Origin of the sequence: Serratia sp. SM04 (assembly GCF_040280225.1) — a bacterium.
GTDB classification, from domain to species: domain Bacteria; phylum Pseudomonadota; class Gammaproteobacteria; order Enterobacterales; family Enterobacteriaceae; genus Serratia; species Serratia sarumanii.
Map to the genome: position 1 here is coordinate 104840 of NZ_JBEOQT010000006.1, position 17839 is coordinate 122678.

The 17839-nt window shown below is 53.3% G+C and carries 19 protein-coding genes; 10 read left to right on the top strand and 9 right to left on the bottom strand.

Features of this window, described 5'->3' with window-relative positions; genetic code table 11:
• The first annotated feature begins 1 nt into the window (after nt 1).
• Nucleotides 2-664 carry a two-component system response regulator PmrA gene (gene pmrA / locus ABTW55_RS11040; RefSeq protein ID WP_033648677.1) on the top strand — a complete coding sequence of 221 codons (663 nt, stop codon included), beginning with the start codon at nt 2-4 and terminating at the stop codon, nt 662-664.
• Entirely contained in the window at nt 661-1722 is a 1062-nt protein-coding gene (gene pmrB / locus ABTW55_RS11045; RefSeq protein ID WP_060422733.1) for a two-component system sensor histidine kinase PmrB, read from the top strand. Before pmrA ends, pmrB begins: the two co-directional genes overlap by 4 nt.
• A 36-nt stretch (nt 1723-1758) precedes the next feature.
• On the opposite strand, the gene cgtA is transcribed toward pmrB, so the two are convergent.
• From cgtA to rplU, 4 genes are all read right to left on the bottom strand, one after another.
• Nucleotides 1759-2931: an Obg family GTPase CgtA gene (cgtA, locus tag ABTW55_RS11050; protein WP_004933553.1), complete on the bottom strand. Its 1173-nt coding sequence runs from the start codon at nt 2929-2931 to the stop codon at nt 1759-1761.
• Between the two features lie 16 nt (nt 2932-2947).
• The gene (locus ABTW55_RS11055; RefSeq protein WP_033636816.1) at nt 2948-3919 is read right to left on the bottom strand and encodes a DMT family transporter; all 972 of its coding nucleotides are present in this window, start codon (nt 3917-3919) and stop codon (nt 2948-2950) included.
• A gap of 105 nt (nt 3920-4024) precedes the next feature.
• Nucleotides 4025-4282, bottom strand: a complete 258-nt coding sequence (rpmA, locus tag ABTW55_RS11060; RefSeq protein ID WP_004933559.1) for a 50S ribosomal protein L27 — start codon at nt 4280-4282, stop codon at nt 4025-4027.
• Between the two features lie 17 nt (nt 4283-4299).
• A complete protein-coding gene (rplU, locus tag ABTW55_RS11065) occupies nt 4300-4611 on the bottom strand; it encodes a 50S ribosomal protein L21 (protein WP_004933561.1) in 312 nt (103 codons plus the stop codon).
• A gap of 270 nt (nt 4612-4881) precedes the next feature.
• Here rplU and ispB point away from each other — a divergent pair, with 270 nt between their 5' ends.
• Nucleotides 4882-5853 carry an octaprenyl diphosphate synthase gene (gene ispB / locus ABTW55_RS11070; protein WP_033636815.1) on the top strand — a complete coding sequence of 324 codons (972 nt, stop codon included), beginning with the start codon at nt 4882-4884 and terminating at the stop codon, nt 5851-5853.
• A gap of 48 nt (nt 5854-5901) precedes the next feature.
• On the opposite strand, the gene ABTW55_RS11075 is transcribed toward ispB, so the two are convergent.
• Nucleotides 5902-6258, bottom strand: coding sequence for a DNA-binding protein (locus ABTW55_RS11075; RefSeq protein WP_033655297.1), 357 nt, complete (start codon nt 6256-6258; stop codon nt 5902-5904).
• A 181-nt stretch (nt 6259-6439) separates the two neighbouring features.
• Between ABTW55_RS11075 and ABTW55_RS11080 the strand changes: the two genes are divergently transcribed.
• Nucleotides 6440-6700, top strand: coding sequence for a helix-turn-helix transcriptional regulator (locus ABTW55_RS11080; RefSeq protein ID WP_033636812.1), 261 nt, complete (start codon nt 6440-6442; stop codon nt 6698-6700).
• 66 nt (nt 6701-6766) lie between these two features.
• Here the strand turns inward: ABTW55_RS11080 and mdh are convergent, their stop codons facing one another.
• The gene (gene mdh / locus ABTW55_RS11085) at nt 6767-7705 is read right to left on the bottom strand and encodes a malate dehydrogenase (protein WP_033636811.1); all 939 of its coding nucleotides are present in this window, start codon (nt 7703-7705) and stop codon (nt 6767-6769) included.
• 464 nt (nt 7706-8169) lie between these two features.
• Here mdh and argR point away from each other — a divergent pair, with 464 nt between their 5' ends.
• From argR to yhcN (ABTW55_RS11100), 3 genes are all read left to right on the top strand, one after another.
• Nucleotides 8170-8640, top strand: coding sequence for a transcriptional regulator ArgR (gene argR / locus ABTW55_RS11090; RefSeq protein ID WP_004933572.1), 471 nt, complete (start codon nt 8170-8172; stop codon nt 8638-8640).
• Nucleotides 8641-9043: 403 nt separating this feature from the next.
• Nucleotides 9044-9307: a peroxide/acid stress response protein YhcN gene (gene yhcN / locus ABTW55_RS11095; RefSeq protein WP_033638655.1), complete on the top strand. Its 264-nt coding sequence runs from the start codon at nt 9044-9046 to the stop codon at nt 9305-9307.
• A 120-nt stretch (nt 9308-9427) separates the two neighbouring features.
• Nucleotides 9428-9691 (top strand): peroxide/acid stress response protein YhcN, encoded by a 264-nt coding sequence (gene yhcN, locus ABTW55_RS11100; protein ID WP_033648684.1) that lies wholly within the window; start codon nt 9428-9430, stop codon nt 9689-9691.
• Between the two features lie 197 nt (nt 9692-9888).
• On the opposite strand, the gene mpl is transcribed toward yhcN (ABTW55_RS11100), so the two are convergent.
• Nucleotides 9889-11268 (bottom strand): UDP-N-acetylmuramate:L-alanyl-gamma-D-glutamyl-meso-diaminopimelate ligase, encoded by a 1380-nt coding sequence (gene mpl / locus ABTW55_RS11105; protein ID WP_033636810.1) that lies wholly within the window; start codon nt 11266-11268, stop codon nt 9889-9891.
• A 169-nt stretch (nt 11269-11437) separates the two neighbouring features.
• On the opposite strand from mpl, the gene fbp reads away from it, so the two are divergent.
• A complete protein-coding gene (gene fbp / locus ABTW55_RS11110; protein ID WP_004933587.1) occupies nt 11438-12442 on the top strand; it encodes a class 1 fructose-bisphosphatase in 1005 nt (334 codons plus the stop codon).
• 45 nt (nt 12443-12487) lie between these two features.
• Here the strand turns inward: fbp and ABTW55_RS11115 are convergent, their stop codons facing one another.
• The gene (locus ABTW55_RS11115; RefSeq protein WP_033655298.1) at nt 12488-14041 is read right to left on the bottom strand and encodes a methyl-accepting chemotaxis protein; all 1554 of its coding nucleotides are present in this window, start codon (nt 14039-14041) and stop codon (nt 12488-12490) included.
• A 322-nt stretch (nt 14042-14363) separates the two neighbouring features.
• Between ABTW55_RS11115 and ABTW55_RS11120 the strand changes: the two genes are divergently transcribed.
• Nucleotides 14364-14669, top strand: a complete 306-nt coding sequence (locus tag ABTW55_RS11120; RefSeq protein WP_144337661.1) for a hypothetical protein — start codon at nt 14364-14366, stop codon at nt 14667-14669.
• A gap of 420 nt (nt 14670-15089) precedes the next feature.
• Nucleotides 15090-16664 (top strand): HNH endonuclease signature motif containing protein, encoded by a 1575-nt coding sequence (locus ABTW55_RS11125; RefSeq protein WP_072265371.1) that lies wholly within the window; start codon nt 15090-15092, stop codon nt 16662-16664.
• Nucleotides 16665-16721: 57 nt separating this feature from the next.
• Here the strand turns inward: ABTW55_RS11125 and ABTW55_RS11130 are convergent, their stop codons facing one another.
• A complete protein-coding gene (locus tag ABTW55_RS11130) occupies nt 16722-17837 on the bottom strand; it encodes an XRE family transcriptional regulator (RefSeq protein WP_033654904.1) in 1116 nt (371 codons plus the stop codon).
• Nucleotides 17838-17839: the final 2 nt, after the last annotated feature.

Here is a 17839-nt window from a genome sequence, read left to right on the forward strand (position 1 = left end):
CATGAAGCTGCTGGTCGTTGAGGATGATGAACTGTTGCAACAGGGGCTGGCGCTGGCGCTGACCGGCGAAGGTTACGTCTGCGACTGCGCCGCCACGGCGGCGGAGGCCAACAGCCTGCTCATCACCAGCCAATACAGCATGGTGATCCTGGATCTCGGCCTGCCGGACACCGACGGCGCCGCGCTGCTGCGGCAGTGGCGCCGCCAACAGATCGATCTGCCGGTGCTGATCCTGACCGCCCGCGACGCGCTGGAAGACCGCGTCGACGGGCTGGACGCCGGCGCCGACGACTACCTGGTCAAACCCTTCGCGCTGGTCGAGCTGCAGGCGCGCGTGCGCGCCCTCCTGCGGCGCTACCAGGGGCACAGCGACAATCTGATGCAGGTGGACGATCTGCAGCTGAACCTCTCCAGCCAGCAGGTTTACCTGCAGCAGCAGCCGGTGGAGGTCACGCCGAAAGAGTTCGCCATTCTGGCGCGTCTTATCATGCGTGCCGGGCAGACGGTCAACCGTGAACTCCTGCAGCAGGATCTCTATACCTGGCAAGACGATTTAGGTTCCAACACGCTGGAAGTACACATTCACAACCTGCGCCGCAAACTGGGCAAGGATCGCATCCGCACCGTGCGCGGCATCGGCTACCGCCTGGAACCCTCCTCATGATCAGCATGCGCCGCCGCCTGCTGCTGATGCTGGCGCTGATCCTGCTGGTCACGCAACTCATCAGCGCCTTCTGGCTGTGGCACGAAAGCCAGGAACAGATCAGCTTCCTGGTGGACGAAACCCTGTCCGCCAAAGTGCGTACCGAACGCGTCGATAGCGAGATCGCCGAGGCCATCGCGTCGCTGTTGGCGCCTTCGCTGATCATGATGATCGTCACGCTGCTGGCGTCGTTTTGGGCCATCAGCTGGATCATCCGCCCGCTCAACCAATTGCAGAAACGGCTGGAAAAGCGCTCTGCCGATAACCTGACGCCGCTGCCGATCGCCAGCGACAGCCAGGAAATGGTGGCGGTCACCAATGCACTCAATCAGCTGTTCTCACGATTGGACAACACCATTCAACAGGAACGCCTGTTCACCGCCGACGCCGCCCACGAGCTGCGCACGCCGCTGGCCGGCATCCGCCTGCATCTGGAACTGATGGAGAAACAGGGCGTCAAGGGCAGCCAGGCGCTGATCGCCCGCATCGATCAGCTGATGCACACCGTCGAGCAGTTGCTGATGCTGTCGCGCGCCGGGCAAGACTTCGCCCGCGGCCATTATCAGCATGTCGATTGGGTGGCCGATGTGATCCAGCCGCTGCGTGAAGAGCTCTACGAAATGGCCGCCCAACGCGCGCAGACGCTGGACTGGCACTTGCCGGCTACTGCCACAGTAAACGGCGATCCGGTGCTGCTGCGGCTGCTGCTGCGCAACCTGGTCGAAAACGCCCACCGTTACGGCCCTGAAGGCGGCGCGATACAGGTGCAGTTAACGCCGCAAGACAACGGCTATCTGCTGCAAGTCATCGACGATGGTCCGGGGATCAAGGAAGAGATGGTCGGGGAGCTGACGCAGGCGTTTCGCCGCATGGATCAACGCTACGGCGGCAGTGGGCTGGGCCTGAATATCGTGATCCGCATCGTACAGTTGCACCAGGGGCGTTTGACGCTGGAAAACCGCCGCGATGCGCGCGGCCTGAACGCCCAGTGCTGGCTGCCGGAAAAGGCGCTAAAATAACAAGGGCCCAGCGTTGCTGAGCCCCTTATCACCGAATTACTTCTGGTAAATGATTTCGACGCCTTCGTCGTCGTCTTCGTCCCAGTCGTCATCCCAGTCATCTTCCGCTTCGGCTTCCACTTCCGCGATTTGCTCGCGGTGGTAGTCATCCCACATGAATTCGACTTTTTCCGGTGCGCTTTCTTCGATCGCCATCGCTTTCGGCTGGGTGTTGATGAAGTTCATCACGTCCCAGCACAGCGCGTTGACGCCTTCGCGGTTGGCGGCGGAGATCATGTAGTACTTCCCTTCCCAGCCCATGCCTTCCACAATCGCCTTGGCGCGTTCGGCGGCTTCTTCCTCACCAATCACATCAATTTTGTTGAACACCAGCCAGCGAGGCTTCTGCGCCAGATTTTCGCTGTATTGGTTCAACTCGTTGATGATGACTTTGGCGTTCTCCACCGGATCGGATTCGTCGATCGGCGCGATGTCCACCAGGTGCAGCAGCACGCGGCAACGCTCCAGGTGTTTCAGGAAGCGAATGCCCAGGCCCGCGCCTTCGGAGGCGCCCTCGATCAGCCCCGGAATGTCGGCGACCACAAAGCTCTGCTCGTGGTCCATACGCACCACGCCCAGGCTCGGCACCAGCGTAGTGAACGGATAATCGGCCACCTTCGGCTTGGCGGCGGACACCGCGCGGATGAAGGTCGATTTGCCGGCGTTCGGCAGCCCCAGCATGCCTACATCGGCCAGCAGCAACAGCTCCAGCAACAGGTCGCGCGCTTCGCCAGCGGTACCCAGCGTCTTCTGACGCGGTGCACGGTTGACCGAAGATTTGAAACGGGTGTTGCCCAGGCCGTGCCAGCCGCCTTTGGCGACCATCAGCTTCTGCTCGTGGCGGGTCATGTCGCCGAGGATCTCGCCGGTGCCCTGATCCTTAACGCGCGTGCCGACCGGCACCTTGATGATGACGTCTTTACCGCGTTTACCGGTACAGTCGCGGCTCTGGCCATTCTGGCCGCGCTCGGCGCGGAAAGACTTCTCAAAGCGATAGTCGATAAGAGTGTTGAGGTTCTCGTCCGCCAGCAGGTAGACGTCGCCGCCGTCGCCGCCGTCGCCGCCGTCAGGCCCGCCGTTGGGGATATATTTTTCGCGGCGGAAGCTGACGCATCCGTTGCCGCCGTCGCCTGCAACGACCAGAATCGCTGCTTCATCTACAAACTTCATTTACCGTCTCCGTAAATCATTCACCGGGCTGCTTCAAAGGAGCAACCAGGGGGGGTTCTGCCCGTCGCGGCCACCACCGGTGACCAATTGCGGAAAACATGGCGCCCGCCACAACCACAAACGCACCGACATAGCCGACAATGTTCAGCGTCGGCGCGGCGAATGCCTGGGGCCAGGCCAACGCCAATAAATCTGAAAACAGCAGGGTAAACAGCGGGGTCAGCGTCACCAACGCGCTTACCTGCGCCGCCTGCCAACGCGCCATCGCCTCTGCCAGCGCGCCGTAGCCGATCAGCGTATTGGCGCCGCAAAACAGCAAACACGCCAATTGCCAGCCGCTCAGCTGGAAAATCACCTCGGGTTTGGCCAGAGGGAACAACGCCATCGCACATAAAGTGTACAACATAACCAGGATCTGCGGCGAAGCCAGCCGGCGCAGCAACACCTTCTGCGCCACGCCGTAGCTCACCCAGACCATCGCCGCGCACACGCCCAGCATGACGCCCAGCGTGTAGTCCGTCAGCCGGGTGAAGATCTCTATCAGACTGACGTTGAAAAACAGCATCAGTCCGCAAATCAGCATCAGGGCGCCAATGACCTGGGTGACGCGCATGCGTTCTTTTAAAATCAGCACGCTGGCGAACATCATGCCGACCGGCGACAGCTGGCCAATCACCTGCGACGCCGTCGGGCTCAGGTATTGCAGCGAGGAGCTGAAGAACACAAAGTTGCCCAGCAGCCCCGCCGTCGCGATCGCCAACAGCAGCAGCCAACGCGGCTGGCGGAACATCGTCAGCGGCGGCAGCTTGCCGCGCACCGCGAGGATCGCGCCCAAACCGATGGCGGCCATGGTAAAGCGATACCAGACAACGGTAAACGGCTCCATCACCACCAACACTTCTTTCATCGCAATCGGCAACGCGCCCCAGCAAACCGCCGTGGTTAACGCCAGAGAAATGCCAACGCCGACCTGCTGCTTCGTATCCATATCACCTTCGCCAACGCTGACGGGCCTGCCCTCAGGCAACCCATAAATGTAAAAAGCCCCGCAACGAATTGCGGGGCTTACATCTATTTCGTAAGGCTCGAAAAATTATTCAGCTTCGATGCTGATGAATTTACGATTGCTCGGGCCTTTAACTTCGAATTTGACTTTACCGTCTTTCAAAGCAAACAGAGTGTGGTCTTTGCCGCAACCCACGTTGGTACCAGCGTGGAATTTGGTGCCGCGCTGACGAACGATGATGCTGCCTGCCAGTACTGCTTCGCCGCCAAAGCGTTTTACGCCCAGACGTTTAGCTTCTGAATCGCGACCGTTACGAGTCGAGCCGCCAGCCTTTTTGTGTGCCATTAATCCGCTCTCCTAACTTAAGCGCTGATGCCGGTGATTTTAACGTCAGTGAACCACTGACGGTGGCCCTGCTGCTTACGGTGGTGTTTACGACGACGAAACTTAACAATTTTAATTTTCTCGCCACGACCGTGAGCAACGACTTCAGCTTTGATCTTGCCGCCATCGACGAAAGGAACGCCGATTTTGATATCTTCGCCATTAGCGATCATCAGAATCTGGTCAAACTCAACCGCTTCACCAGTTGCGATGTCCAGCTTTTCCAAGCGAACGGTCTGACCTTCGCTTACTCGGTGTTGTTTACCACCACTTTGGAAAACCGCGTACATATAAAACTCCGCTTTCCGCGTGCCCGACTGTGTTAGTTCAGAGCGCGCTATAAATATTCACAATAGGGCGCGAATTCTACGCAAAAAAGCAGCGCATGACAAGAGCAGAATAAGACCAGAACAAGAAAAAAGAAGAAAAAAAGCGCAGTTTCTTTCGTGGCGTTTATCTGAACCGTTTTTCAAGTACAATCATAGGGACAGTTACCGCCATGTACCGATGTGAGCAGCGATCTCAACGCGGTGAAGAGAAACACAGCTGAAAAAAATACAATGAACCTAGAGCAAATTACCGAGTTAACCGCGCAAGATATGGCGGCCGTGAACGCAACAATTCTCGAACAGCTGAATTCCGATGTCACGCTCATCAATCAGCTTGGCTATTACATTATCAGCGGTGGCGGTAAGCGCATCCGGCCGATGATCGCCGTCCTGGCGGCGCGGGCATTGGGCTATGAAGGCAGCAAGCACGTCACCGTGGCCGCCCTGATCGAATTCATCCATACCGCCACGCTGCTACATGACGACGTCGTTGACGAATCGGACATGCGCCGCGGCAAAGCCACCGCCAACGCGGCGTTCGGCAACGCCGCCAGCGTGCTGGTCGGCGACTTTATCTACACCCGCGCCTTCCAGATGATGACCAGCCTGGAATCCCTGCGCGTGCTGGCGCTGATGTCGGAAGCGGTCAACGTCATCGCCGAAGGTGAAGTGCTGCAGTTGATGAACGTGCACGATCCCGACATCAGCGAAGAAAGCTATATGCGGGTGATCTACAGCAAAACCGCCCGTCTGTTTGAGGCGGCGGCGCAATCGTCGGCGATCCTGTCCGGCGCCAGCGCTGAGCAAGAACGGGCGCTGCAAGACTATGGCCGCTACCTCGGCACCGCTTTCCAGCTGATCGACGATTTGCTCGACTACAGCGCCGACGGCAGCACCCTGGGCAAAAACACCGGCGACGATCTGAACGAAGGGAAACCGACCCTGCCGCTGCTGCACGCGATGCACAACGGCGACGACGCCCAGCGTGACATGATCCGCGGCGCGATTGAGCAAGGCAACGGCCGTCACCTGTTGGAGCCGGTGCTGCAGGCGATGCAGCAATGCGGTTCGCTGGAATACACCCGCAAACGCGCCGAGGAAGAGGCCGACAAGGCGATCGCCGCGCTGCAGGCATTGCCGGCATCGGAGCACCGCACGGCGCTGGAGGGCCTGGCCCATCTGGCGGTGCAACGCGACTTTTAAGAAATTAATGTTTCTTAAAAACCATCAGGCCCGCATACGCGGGCCTGCCTAGGTATTGCTCTCTTCGTCGATACGCGCCAGCAGGCCGCCGATCCCTTCCCGCATCAGGAAAGCCACCATTTTCTCGCGCTCGCTTTCCGTCAAATGGTAGTAATACTCGATCCAGACCGCCAACGGATCCTGACGCTCTACGTCATATGCCGCCCCGTCTTCCTTCAGCACCAGCAGGTTACGCACGTCTGAAGGCAGGCTGTCGATATGGTACTCCAACGCTTTTCCCTGCACGCCTTTACGCCTGCGGCTGATCCAGCCTTCGCGCCGGGCCATCAGATTGATTCCCTGTGGTGAGGAAGGTAATCCTGCGATGCCTGTCAGTTCCTTGGCGGCAAACCACTCTTTTTTCATAGCCATCATCTCTGGGCAATAGTGGGCAACGTCATTTTTTGGAAATTACTTGGGTATTTTTTAGGAAATTTAATGGTATTCTGGTTTCCGAATAAGCGTTTCACGTTGTTCATGCGCTTAACCTTGACCCGTTAGTTATACCACTAACGCAACTTTGGCTAATCAGAAAAGGAATGTAAACATGAATTCAAGGAACCCAGATTGGCATCCGGCAGATATCATCGCGGCGCTACGCAAGCAGGGCACCACGCTGGCGGCAGTGTCGCGCAAGGCCGGATTAAGCTCATCGACGCTGGCCAACGCGCTGTCGCGCCCGTGGCCGAAGGGGGAATGGCTGATCGCCGAAGCGATAGGCGTCCACCCTTCGGAGATCTGGCCAAGCCGCTATTACGATCCGCACAGCGATTGCCTGCTGGATCGCAAGGCGCGCATCAAATCGTGAACGCGGAGCAAAAAAAACCGCCGGAACAGCGTCCGGCGGCGTTTATCGGCTGACTATCGGCGTCGATCAGTTATTGATGAACTTCTCGCCCAGTTCGATATCTTTGTGCAGCACGTCCAGCATCTCGTTCAGCGCTTTCTGCTCGAAGGCGCTCAGGGTGCCGATATCCTTGCGCTCTTCAACGCCGTTCTTGCCCAGCACCAGCGGCTGTGCGAAGAAGCGAGCGTATTTGCCGTCGCCTTCAACGTAAGCGCATTCCACAACGCCTTTTTCGCCCTGCAGCGCACGCACCAGAGACAGACCGAAACGGGCGGCCGCCTGGCCCATGGACAGCGTTGCAGACCCGCCGCCGGCTTTGGCTTCCACCACTTCGGTGCCGGCGTTCTGAATGCGCTTGGTCAGATCCGCCACTTCCTGATCGGTGAAGCTCACGCCTGGGATCTGCGACAGCAGAGGCAGGATGGTCACGCCAGAGTGGCCGCCGATGACCGGCACGTTCAGCTCTTCCGGCTGCTTGCCTTTCAGCTCGGCCACGAAGGTGTTGGAACGGATGATATCCAGCGAAGTCACGCCGAACAGTTTGTTCTTGTCGTAAACGCCGGCTTTTTTCAGCACTTCCGCCGCGATGGCGACCGTGGTGTTAACCGGGTTGGTGATGATGCCGATGCAGGCTTTCGGGCAGGTTTTCGCCACTTGTTCAATCAGGTTACGCACGATGCCGGCGTTAACGTTAAACAGGTCAGAGCGATCCATGCCTGGCTTACGGGCCACGCCGGCGGAAATCAGCACCACGTCCGCACCTTGCAGAGCCGGGGTCGCGTCTTCGCCGCTGAAGCCTTTGATTTTAACTGCGGTTGGGATGTGGCTTAAGTCGACGGCAACGCCTGGGGTAACGGGGGCAATGTCGTAGAGAGAGAGTTCAGAACCTGAAGGAAGCTGGGTTTTGAGTAGAAGGGCGAGGGCCTGGCCGATACCGCCAGCAGCACCGAGAACTGCAACTTTCATCCTATACTCCTTTATTATCTTAAATATATAAAGCGCCGTGAATGTGTTGGTTACGGACCTTAAGTCATTACACCTTTCAAAACAATAAATTAGCCAATTCTTGCCTGCAGGTGTAATAAAACGGCCGCTGTCGCGCCCATTTTAGATTAAATCGCTTACGCATGAAGGGCATAGCGCACACTAATCAAAAATAGTGCGAGGTTATTCACGAGCAAGTTAACCGGCCGTTACATTACACCCTTACGCAACATCAGAACAACATCATTTTAATAACATTTTATTTACCACTGCGGGCCGATTTTCCGTCGCCAAAAGGGCATATTCATCGCGGCCGGATTTTGTTAAAATGCCGCCCTTTCCTCGCCGCCCGGTCATGCTTATTTTCTTTGGGTCGGCCTTTGTTGCATAAAAATTCATCTATATGCATAATCATGACTTCCACTATCAACATTCCACGGTGCAAAATGCGTAATCCCGCAAAACAGGAAGATCTGATCAAGACGTTCAAAGCGTTATTGAAAGAAGAAAAATTCAGTTCTCAAGGCGAGATCGTTTTGGCGCTGCAAGAAGAAGGCTTCGAAAACATTAACCAATCCAAAGTATCGCGCATGCTGACCAAGTTCGGCGCGGTACGTACGCGCAATGCCAAAATGGAAATGGTGTATTGCCTTCCTGCCGAACTCGGCGTGCCGACCACCACCAGCCCATTGAAGAATCTGGTGCTGGACGTCGACCATAACGACGCCGTCGTGGTGATCCACACCAGCCCGGGCGCCGCGCAGCTGATCGCCCGCCTGCTCGACTCATTGGGGAAATCCCAGGGCATCCTCGGCACGATTGCCGGCGACGACACGATTTTCGTCACCCCGTCCAACGGCTTTACCGCTCAGAAACTGCATGAGGCTATTCTGGGCGTGTTCGAGCAAGAGCTGTGAAACCTGGCGCTAACAAAGTGCGGCTTTAGCCCGCACTTTGTTAGCGCTTCTTTAACTCTTACGTTACCTTTCCCGCCCTCAACCGCGTTTAACACTGCTTTTTTATCCCTCAGCAACACATTTCCATGACATCTACATGTAACCAGCAGTACCCACTGTGATCTTCCGCACTTTTGGTCAAAAGCACTTACCTTATTGAAATTACATAAATTTAACATCAAAAGATCGTTTTGTGAGCGTTTTTTATTCCTTACAGTTATAAAAAATAAGGATCATAAGGTTAAAGTTTCACTAGCAACTGTTAGCTAACTATTAATTTTTCGCGTTACTAGCTGTATACTCATTTTCGTGAACTGAATCACAGTTCGTTGGAACTGATAAAAGAATACGATGAGGTGAGATGATGAAAATTAAAGCTACCGTTGCAACCCTGAGCGTTCTGTCCATGCTTTCCTTTGGTGCATTCGCAGCACAATCTATTGATGCAACTCAGGCCGCAAAACTGCAACCGGCCGGTGTAATCACCGTGAGCGGCGTCGCCGCTGCGCCTTCCGACATCCGCCAGGCGCTGTCCGACAAAGCCGACGCCAAAGGGGCGACCGCTTACCGCGTAATCGAAGCCCGCAATGACGGCAGCTTCCACGCAACCGCTGAAATCTACAAATAAGTACCGGCATTACCCGGCAACGGGCAATACATCTCTGGAATCAAACGCTGTCATAACGGCCTTCAAGAATAAAAATCGCTGCCAAGCCCTTCCAGGCTGTTATGACCAAGGATCGCTATCATGAACATGAAAACTACTCTCGCTGCATTCGGCCTGCTGTCTGTCATCTCCTTCGGCGCCTCCGCCGCCCAGCTGGTGACTAACGATCAGACCGCCAATCTGCAATCTATCGGCACCATCACCGTCAGCGGCATCGACGGCGCGCCGACCGACATTCGCCAGGCGTTGTCCGACAAAGCCGACGCGAAAGGCGCGACCGCCTACCGCGTGATCGAAGCGCGTAACGAAGGCAACTACCACGCCACCGCCGAGATTTACAAATAACAACTCTGGGAACGGCTTTGCAGAGCTGATTACCCTCGTCACTGCCACTGCCGAGTTCTGACGCAAACGCCGATTTCCCAGAGACCCTCTCGTCGTCCTATCCGACGAACCCCGTTGCCCTCGCTCGCGAGGGCTTTTTTATGGGCGTAAAAAAGGCCGCGAATGCGGCCCTTGATGTGGCTGATGCGGCTGAGCGATCAGTAGGTGACTTTCGGTTCCTGCTTTTTCGCCAGCGCGTCCAGCAGACGGTCGTGAATGCCGCCGAAACCGCCGTTGCTCATCACCAGAATGTGATCGCCCGGCTGTGCGGTTTTTACCACCATGTCCACCAGCGTGTCGAGATCCGCGCTCCAATGCGCCGGCTGCACGCAGGCATCCGCCACTTCCGCCACCTGCCACGGAATGTGGTGCGGCTGGAACAGGAACACCTCGTCGGCGCGGCCGAGCGAAGGCGCCAGATCGTTTTTGCTGATGCCCATTTTCATGGTGTTGGAGCGCGGCTCCAGCACCGCCAGAATGCGCGCCGTGCCGCCGACCTTGCCGCGCAGCGCGGCCAGAGTGGCCAGGATCGCCGTCGGGTGGTGCGCGAAGTCGTCGTAGACCGTGACGCCGTTGGCTTCGCCACGCAGCTCCAGGCGGCGGCGGGCGTTGATGAAATCGCCCAACGCGCGGCAGGCGTCCGCCGGCTGCACGCCGACGTGGCGGGTGGCGGCGATGGCCATCAGGCCGTTATGCATGTTGTGCTCGCCCACCAGCGCCCAGTTCACTTCGCCGACCTGTTCGCCGTCGAGGAACACAGCGTAATGGCTGGCGTCCGGCGTCAGCTTCTGTGCGCGCCAGGTGCCCTCTTCCCCCACCAGCTCCTGCTCGCTCCAGCAGCCCATCGCCATCACCTGCTTCAGGTGGCTGTCGTTGTCCGGCAGGATGATCTTGCCTTTGCCCGGCACCAGACGCACCAGGTGGTGGAACTGTTTCTGGATGGCTTTCAGATCGTCGAAGATATCGGCGTGGTCGAACTCCAGGTTGTTCATGATCAGCGTGCGCGGGCTGTAGTGCACGAACTTGGAGCGCTTGTCGAAGAACGCGCAGTCATATTCGTCGGCCTCGATCACGAAGAACGGGCTGCCGCCAAGGCGCGCCGATACGTCGAAGTTGCCCGGCACGCCGCCGATGACGAAGCCGGGCTGGTAGCCGCAGGCCTCGAGGATCCAGGTCGCCATGCCGGCGGTGGTGGTTTTGCCGTGGGTGCCGGCGACCGCCAGTACCCAGCGATCGCGCAACACGGCATCGTGCAGCCACTGCGGGCCGGAAACGTAAGGGATGCCACGTTCCAGCACCGCCTCCACGCACGGGTTGCCGCGCGTCATGGCGTTGCCGATGATCACCAGATCCGGCGCCGGATCCAGCTGGGCCGGATCATAACCCTGAATAAGATCGATCCCCTGGTTCTCCAGCAGCGTGCTCATCGGCGGGTAGACGTTGGCGTCCGAACCGGTGACGTCATGCCCCAGTGAGCGCGCCAGCATCGCCAACCCGCCCATAAAGGTGCCACAGATCCCAAGAATGTGAATGCGCATAGGTTTCTCATGTGAGTGCATCGAATGTCGGCATATTCTAACGCTCAGAATCGTCCAGAAGAAATGGATTTGCCTATGAATAGCGCGCATCTTTGGGCTACACTGCACGCGAAAACGTTGGCGGTTTGTTAACAGGCCGCTATCCATCCGTAGATTCAGGGATTGTGTCATGAAAACGTTAGGCGAATTTATCGTCGAGAAACAGCACGACTTCTCTCACGCCACCGGCGAGCTGACCGCGTTACTTTCTGCAATTAAACTGGGCGCCAAAATCATCCACCGCGACATCAACAAGGCCGGCCTGGTTGATATTCTGGGCACCAGCGGGGTGTCCAACGTACAGGGCGAAGTTCAGATGAAACTGGACCTGTACGCGAACGAAAAACTGAAAGCGGCGTTGAAAGCGCGTGGTGAAGTTGCGGGTATCGCTTCCGAAGAAGAAGATGAAATCGTGATATTCGACGGCGAGCGAGCTGAAAATGCCAAGTATGTCGTTTTGATGGATCCGTTGGACGGTTCGTCCAACATCGATGTCAACGTCTCGGTCGGTACGATTTTCTCTATCTACCGTCGCATCACGCCGGTCGGCACGCCGGTGACCGAAGAAGACTTCCTGCAGCCGGGCAGCGCCCAGGTCGCAGCGGGTTATGTGGTTTACGGTTCGTCCACCATGCTGGTGTACACCACCGGTTACGGCGTCCACGCCTTCACTTACGATCCGTCTCTGGGCGTGTTCTGCCTCTCCCACGAGAAAGTGCGTTTCCCGGCGAGCGGCAACATGTATTCCATCAACGAAGGCAACTACATCAAGTTCCCTCTCGGCGTGAAGAAATACATCAAGTACTGCCAGGAGCAGGATGAAGCGACGCAGCGCCCTTACACCTCGCGCTACATCGGTTCCTTGGTGGCGGATTTCCACCGCAACCTGCTGAAAGGCGGCATCTACATCTACCCAAGCACCGCCAGCCACCCGCAAGGCAAGCTGCGCCTGCTGTACGAATGCAACCCGATGGCGTTCCTGGCCGAACAGGCCGGCGGTAAGGCCAGCGACGGCAAAAACCGCATTCTGGACATCACGCCGGTGAAACTGCACCAGCGCGCGCCATTCTTCGTCGGCACCAAGTCGATGGTAGAAGACGCGGAACGCTTCATCGCCGAAAACCCGGACGAGTAACGCGTTCTTTGCAAGGGTTCGGCGCCGCGCCGAACCCTTATCGCCTTACAGCTTGAACGCCGCCATGCTCTGCGCCAGCAGCTGAGCCTGATCTTCCAGCGAGCGCGTCGCCGCCGCCGACTCTTCCACCAGTGCCGCATTCTGCTGCGCCACCTGATCCATCTGCGCCACCGCCAGGTTCACCTGTTCGATACCGCTGCTTTGTTCGCGCGTCGCCGCCGAGATCTCACGCATCAACGCCGTCACCCGGCCCACTTCGCCGGTAATGCCGCTCATGGTCTGCGCCGCCGACTCCACCATCTGCTCGCCTTCCTGCACCCGGTTCTGCGACGCTTCGATCAACCCTTTGATCTCTTTCGCCGACTGGGCGCTGCGCTGCGCCAGATTACGCACTTCACCGGCCACCACCGCAAAACCTCGGCCCTGTTCGCCGGCGCGCGCCGCTTCCACCGCCGCGTTCAGCGCCAGGATATTGGTCTGGAAGGCGATGCCGTCCATCACGCTGATGATGTCGGCGATGCGGCGCGAGCTGTCGGTGATCGCCTGCATCTTGCTCATCACCTGGCTGACCACCTCGCTGCCCTGGTTGGCGATATCGGACACGCTCAGCGCCAGTTGGTTGGCCTGTTCGCAGTTCTCGGCGTTCATTTTCACCGTCGAAGTCAGCTGTTCCATGCTGGCGGCGGTTTCTTCCAGCGAAGCGGCCGATTCTTCGGTGCGCTGCGCCAGATGCAGGTTGCCGGCCGCCAGTTCGCGTGAACCGGTGTCGATCTGGCTGCTGGCGTCGCGCACTTTGCTGACCGAACTGGCCAGCGCCTGCTGCATGCGCTGCATCGCCCGCACCAGGCGGCCCATCTCGGTATCGCCCTCGCCGCGGATCTCGTGGGTCAGATCGCCGCCGGCGATGTGTTCCAGCTGCGCGATGGACTCGTCCAGCGGGCGCAGAATGATCACCCGCAGCGCGAACCAGGCCAGCACCGCCAGCAGCACGCTGAGCAGGCCCGCCACCACGATCAGCGTGATCTTGGTACTGGCATTGCTTTCCGCGTCATACACCTGCTGCGCGCCGAGCTTCATGGCGAAGCTGCGGAAATCGCTGAGATCCTTTTCAAACGCGATGCTCAACGCGGAGATTCGCGTCTCCTGAATGTGATAATACTCATCAATCTTGCCGGCCTTGATGGCGGCGGCCATCGGCTTCACACCCTGCTCCAGATAGGCGCGGTAGCTGTTTTGCAGGCGGTTGGAGAGTTCGCGGCCGCGCTCGGTCACGGTGCCGACGCCGACAAAGCGCGCCATTTCCTTGTTCGACTGCTCGAGGTAACCGTAGATGCGGCCCACGGTGGCGTCGGAGACATCAGTCTGGCCGATCTCCCGTTGGCGCACCGCCAGCGAGGCGGCGGTTCTGGCGCGCAGCGTCAGGTTGGAGCTGTTGGCCAGCGAGCCCAGCTCTTCGCCGAGGATCTGGTTTAAGGTATGGATCGAGCGCGATCCTTCGTTAATCGCGTTGACGCCAATAACGCTGACCATGATCAGCAGCATGGTCATCAGGCTCAGCAGGGCGATCAGCCCAGCCTTCACCGTAATCTTTTTTAGCATGAGTTCTTCCCGGCTTCAGAATAGTGAGATCAGACGTAGTAGGGGTGGCAAAACGCGGAGCCAGCTTTGCTGGCTCATTATTGTTTGTTGAAGTTATCGGCAGGCGGAGGCAAAACTTCATGCCGCGGCGGGATTAATCTGGAAATTCTCCCTGCGTCGGCGCGCGGGGTTTTCGACGATGAAAAGGGCAGGAAATCGCAAAAGAGTCCGCTATAATAGAACGACATTATATCTAACTAATTGATTAGTAGTAAAAAGTACTCCAACAATGGACATGCACGCTTTCAGTACATTTCACTTGTGACACCAAGGAGTATTTTCAATGGCATCTCTTATGCTGAGTCGACATGGGATCTGGTATTACCGAAAAGTTAATGTTCTTCCATCTGGTAAACGTAGAGAGATCCGGCGTTCATTGCGTACACATTCGAAATCTGAAACGAAAAAACGTATCGCCGAGTATCAAGAAAATCTTACTCCGCTCATGATGGATACTTCAAAGCAAGTGTTAACCCTGCTTAAATCATTACAAACACTGCAAGAGATAGGTTTAGAAGCCAAGGTGGTTCTCGTAAAGTTCCATCCCGCAAAACACCTAACATTGAGCAAGAACTTGATCAGTAATTAAAAATTAAGAAAAGTCAATTTCGATTACAAGAATTAGGAGCGATAGAAATTAAAATTCGGGGATGTCTTGCTTTTACTAATGATCCATTCAGTAAGCGGCAGGCAGCACTCTTTTATCGATCAACTTACGTCAGCGATTCCAACGCGTAACAAATACGTATCTAAAATTGGTGCTTTTTCCTCTGGATGAACAGACTAAGCGAGATTGAAATAAAAAATCCATTTCAAGGATTATCGTTCAAAGATAATATTCCATTGTTGCACTAGTTTCCACTAGCGATTATTGCTTGAATAATATCAAATTCCTGTCATAAAGTTAATAAGTAAACCTTGCCATGTAACATCTTGTTATGATAGCGTATCGAAGTAATAATCAATAGTCTGCAATCATATAGAAAACACATTGTTGATTTGGTGAAATATGAAAAATAGCATCATGGCTCAGGCATTATTGGATGCAATTAACTCCTCAGAGAGTGATAGTGCTATCGCTATAACTGAAATGCTTGTTAAGTCCAATGAACCTAAAAATATAGAGCTAGAAAGAAAGCAAAAATTAGTCCTTGAAGAACAATCTAAAAGATTTCCAGGGATTAAAAAGAAAATAGAAAGTAAAAAAGCAGCAGAAAAAAACAAGAACATACAAAGAAAAATTTCTTTGGAAGACAAGGTAGTTTATAGTTTATATAACCTATCCTCTCAACAGGTAGTTTCAAAGAAGAAAGACATTTTAAATTCTTTGAAAAATAACATTCATACAAAAAAGAAAATAGAATCAATGAGAGCTACCTTGGTTTTTCTTGATAAAATTTTAATGCAAAGGAACCATATTGACAGACAAGCAACATCCTCATTGAGAAAAATAAATAAAAGCACTTCATATATTCATCAAGGCTCATATGAATATATCTCTGGCATGACTGAAGAGCAATTAGAGGCTAGGCTTTTAAGAGAGAAAAGAAGAAAAGAATTGATTGAGGAAGAGGCTAGAATTGAATTATATAGAATGAGTCAAATTAACAAATACTCTTCTTCATCAACTAATTTAAATGAAAAGCCCGGCAAAGTTGAGGTTGCTAGTAACTTTGTTCTAGAGAAGGCAACCATCAAACATGAAGAATTAAAAACACATACCCTGAGTTTATCAAAAGTAGTTAAAAACCAAGAGTCACGATATTTCAATAAAGACTTGTACCAAGAATTAATTAAAAAAATGCCAGTGGGAGATGCTGCTAGGATATGTCTCAACAAAGAACTTACTTCACAGTATTATAATAATCACGTTATTGAGGGAGCGTTTAGTTACTTTAATACTTTAATGTATTTTATTGAGTGTAAAGATGCAGAAAGTAAAATTCATGCCATAGAGAGGGCAAGAAATAAAGAGTATTCTGAGAGCAAGTTAAGCACGTTTATATCTATGTATACATATAATAAATTTTATAATGAAAAATTAAACACCACGGAAAAAAAGTCACAAAATAAGATACATATTTTAAGAGTAAGAGGCAAAATAGAACCGATTAATTCACGAGGTATTGTCAAAAAAAGAATATTCTCAAAAGTCGTATACGTTGAGACTGTTGATGTAAAATTAAATGCTGAGAGCGTTGTTACAACTATTTCCCAGCGAGAACAATCGGCTCAAATTGATTTTAAACGTCGCATTGCAAATAATTTCTTCTACCGTTGTGCGGTTACAGGGCAGGTTCTCGTTAGCATTTTGCAAGCGTGTCATATTGAGGAGTACGCCGTTAATCATAACATGGACACTAGTAACGGGATCTTACTTTCTGCGGATTGTCATTACATGTTCGATAATGATGAGTTGGGGATAAATCCCGAAAATCTAACAGTTCATTTCAATGTCGAGTGTATATATTCAAATTTGTTTGAAGGAAAGAGAATAGGAAAGCATTCAATTGATTTAGATTTTAAAAAATTGAATAAAAAATGGGAGAGATTTTTACATAACAAACATAAAGGGGTACGTTGACATGGCAGGAATAGATGAGTCCAATAGGCCATGTTTATATGGCCTATTGGAAAAAGATTAGAACCTTAGAGGTATGATGTTGTTTTTTTCATCACTTATGTTGTATGGTGCGAAAATCCTGAAGGTATCCATAGTAAGCCCTAATTTATCAGCAAGCATTTCAACTGTTATTCCCAATTCACGATGCATAACTTCTAATGCATCACGCAATAACTCAGGATCACTATCGTTGATTAAGTCATTGTAAGGCTCTTTCTTTGTATAACCTTTATTGTTTAAGAAAATGTTTAATGATCTATAGTCTACAGCAGTAATTAAATTTAGAGAGCGGGCCCGGTAAATAATCATTTTAGCGCTTACTTTCCATGCTAATGTAAGCTCAATTATTTTTCTAATTATAGGTTTAGAGCCTACCATGCATTTTTGAAACTCCTTCACAAATGCAATTCTTGGAAACAGAAATGCACTTGCAAACATATCAGCTTCCTTCTCTGTTTTCGAATCACCAGTCTCAATACCTTGATGCAAAATTAAATGTCCGCACTCATGGGCAAGATCGAATCTCATACGGCAAGTATTGTCTTTAGCTGTGTTCCTTATGACAACTGGGTATTTTCTATTCATTGACAATGCGTCAACTTTATCTGACGGATCATCAATAAAAACAACTATAGCCCCAGCTGATTCTAGTACCCTTGTCATACTATCTATCGGGGAGTTTAACCCAAGCCCCCAGTGTAACCTGGCTTTTTCAGCAGCTTTCTCAATGATTGAAGCGTCAAATGCTTTTGCACTAATGTTATACTTTTCCAAGATATCAAAGTCAGGCTCTGGCAATTCAAGCTGTTCATGTAAATTAGATACAAGCTGTTCAAATATAGTACCAAACGCTAAAACGCGATTAGCTACATTGACTGGTGTGGTCTTTCTTTTTCTAAAATGGCATTGTTCAGACTTTACTTCTGTTTCTAAGGGTTTAAAGAAAAAATCTTCTTTAACCCCTAAGAATTCTGCCAGTGCTTTTGCAACATCGTCACTAGGGTTTCTTGCACCACTTTCAAGCTGATGGATATTTTGGCGAGTCACACAAGCTGCATCACCAACCTCTTGAAGTGTATAACCTTTCAAGAGGCGAGCTAAGCGTAGACGATCACCTATAAATTCAGCGAACATAA

Bases quoted from the DNA above. Each gene is read 5' to 3' on its own strand.
- rpmA (WP_004933559.1), bottom strand. From the start codon at position 4,282: ATGGCACACAAAAAGGCTGGCGGCTCGACTCGTAACGGTCGCGATTCA.
- ABTW55_RS11120 (WP_144337661.1), top strand. From the start codon at position 14,364: ATGGCATCTCTTATGCTGAGTCGACATGGGATCTGGTATTACCGAAAA.
- yhcN (WP_033648684.1), top strand. From the start codon at position 9,428: ATGAACATGAAAACTACTCTCGCTGCATTCGGCCTGCTGTCTGTCATC.
- ABTW55_RS11055 (WP_033636816.1), bottom strand. From the start codon at position 3,919: ATGGATACGAAGCAGCAGGTCGGCGTTGGCATTTCTCTGGCGTTAACC.
- ABTW55_RS11080 (WP_033636812.1), top strand. From the start codon at position 6,440: ATGAATTCAAGGAACCCAGATTGGCATCCGGCAGATATCATCGCGGCG.
- ABTW55_RS11115 (WP_033655298.1), bottom strand. From the start codon at position 14,041: ATGCTAAAAAAGATTACGGTGAAGGCTGGGCTGATCGCCCTGCTGAGC.
- pmrB (WP_060422733.1), top strand. From the start codon at position 661: ATGATCAGCATGCGCCGCCGCCTGCTGCTGATGCTGGCGCTGATCCTG.
- mpl (WP_033636810.1), bottom strand. From the start codon at position 11,268: ATGCGCATTCACATTCTTGGGATCTGTGGCACCTTTATGGGCGGGTTG.
- pmrA (WP_033648677.1), top strand. From the start codon at position 2: ATGAAGCTGCTGGTCGTTGAGGATGATGAACTGTTGCAACAGGGGCTG.
- argR (WP_004933572.1), top strand. From the start codon at position 8,170: ATGCGTAATCCCGCAAAACAGGAAGATCTGATCAAGACGTTCAAAGCG.
- rplU (WP_004933561.1), bottom strand. From the start codon at position 4,611: ATGTACGCGGTTTTCCAAAGTGGTGGTAAACAACACCGAGTAAGCGAA.
- fbp (WP_004933587.1), top strand. From the start codon at position 11,438: ATGAAAACGTTAGGCGAATTTATCGTCGAGAAACAGCACGACTTCTCT.
- mdh (WP_033636811.1), bottom strand. From the start codon at position 7,705: ATGAAAGTTGCAGTTCTCGGTGCTGCTGGCGGTATCGGCCAGGCCCTC.
- cgtA (WP_004933553.1), bottom strand. From the start codon at position 2,931: ATGAAGTTTGTAGATGAAGCAGCGATTCTGGTCGTTGCAGGCGACGGC.
- ABTW55_RS11125 (WP_072265371.1), top strand. From the start codon at position 15,090: ATGAAAAATAGCATCATGGCTCAGGCATTATTGGATGCAATTAACTCC.
- ispB (WP_033636815.1), top strand. From the start codon at position 4,882: ATGAACCTAGAGCAAATTACCGAGTTAACCGCGCAAGATATGGCGGCC.
- yhcN (WP_033638655.1), top strand. From the start codon at position 9,044: ATGAAAATTAAAGCTACCGTTGCAACCCTGAGCGTTCTGTCCATGCTT.
- ABTW55_RS11130 (WP_033654904.1), bottom strand. From the start codon at position 17,837: ATGTTCGCTGAATTTATAGGTGATCGTCTACGCTTAGCTCGCCTCTTG.
- ABTW55_RS11075 (WP_033655297.1), bottom strand. From the start codon at position 6,258: ATGAAAAAAGAGTGGTTTGCCGCCAAGGAACTGACAGGCATCGCAGGA.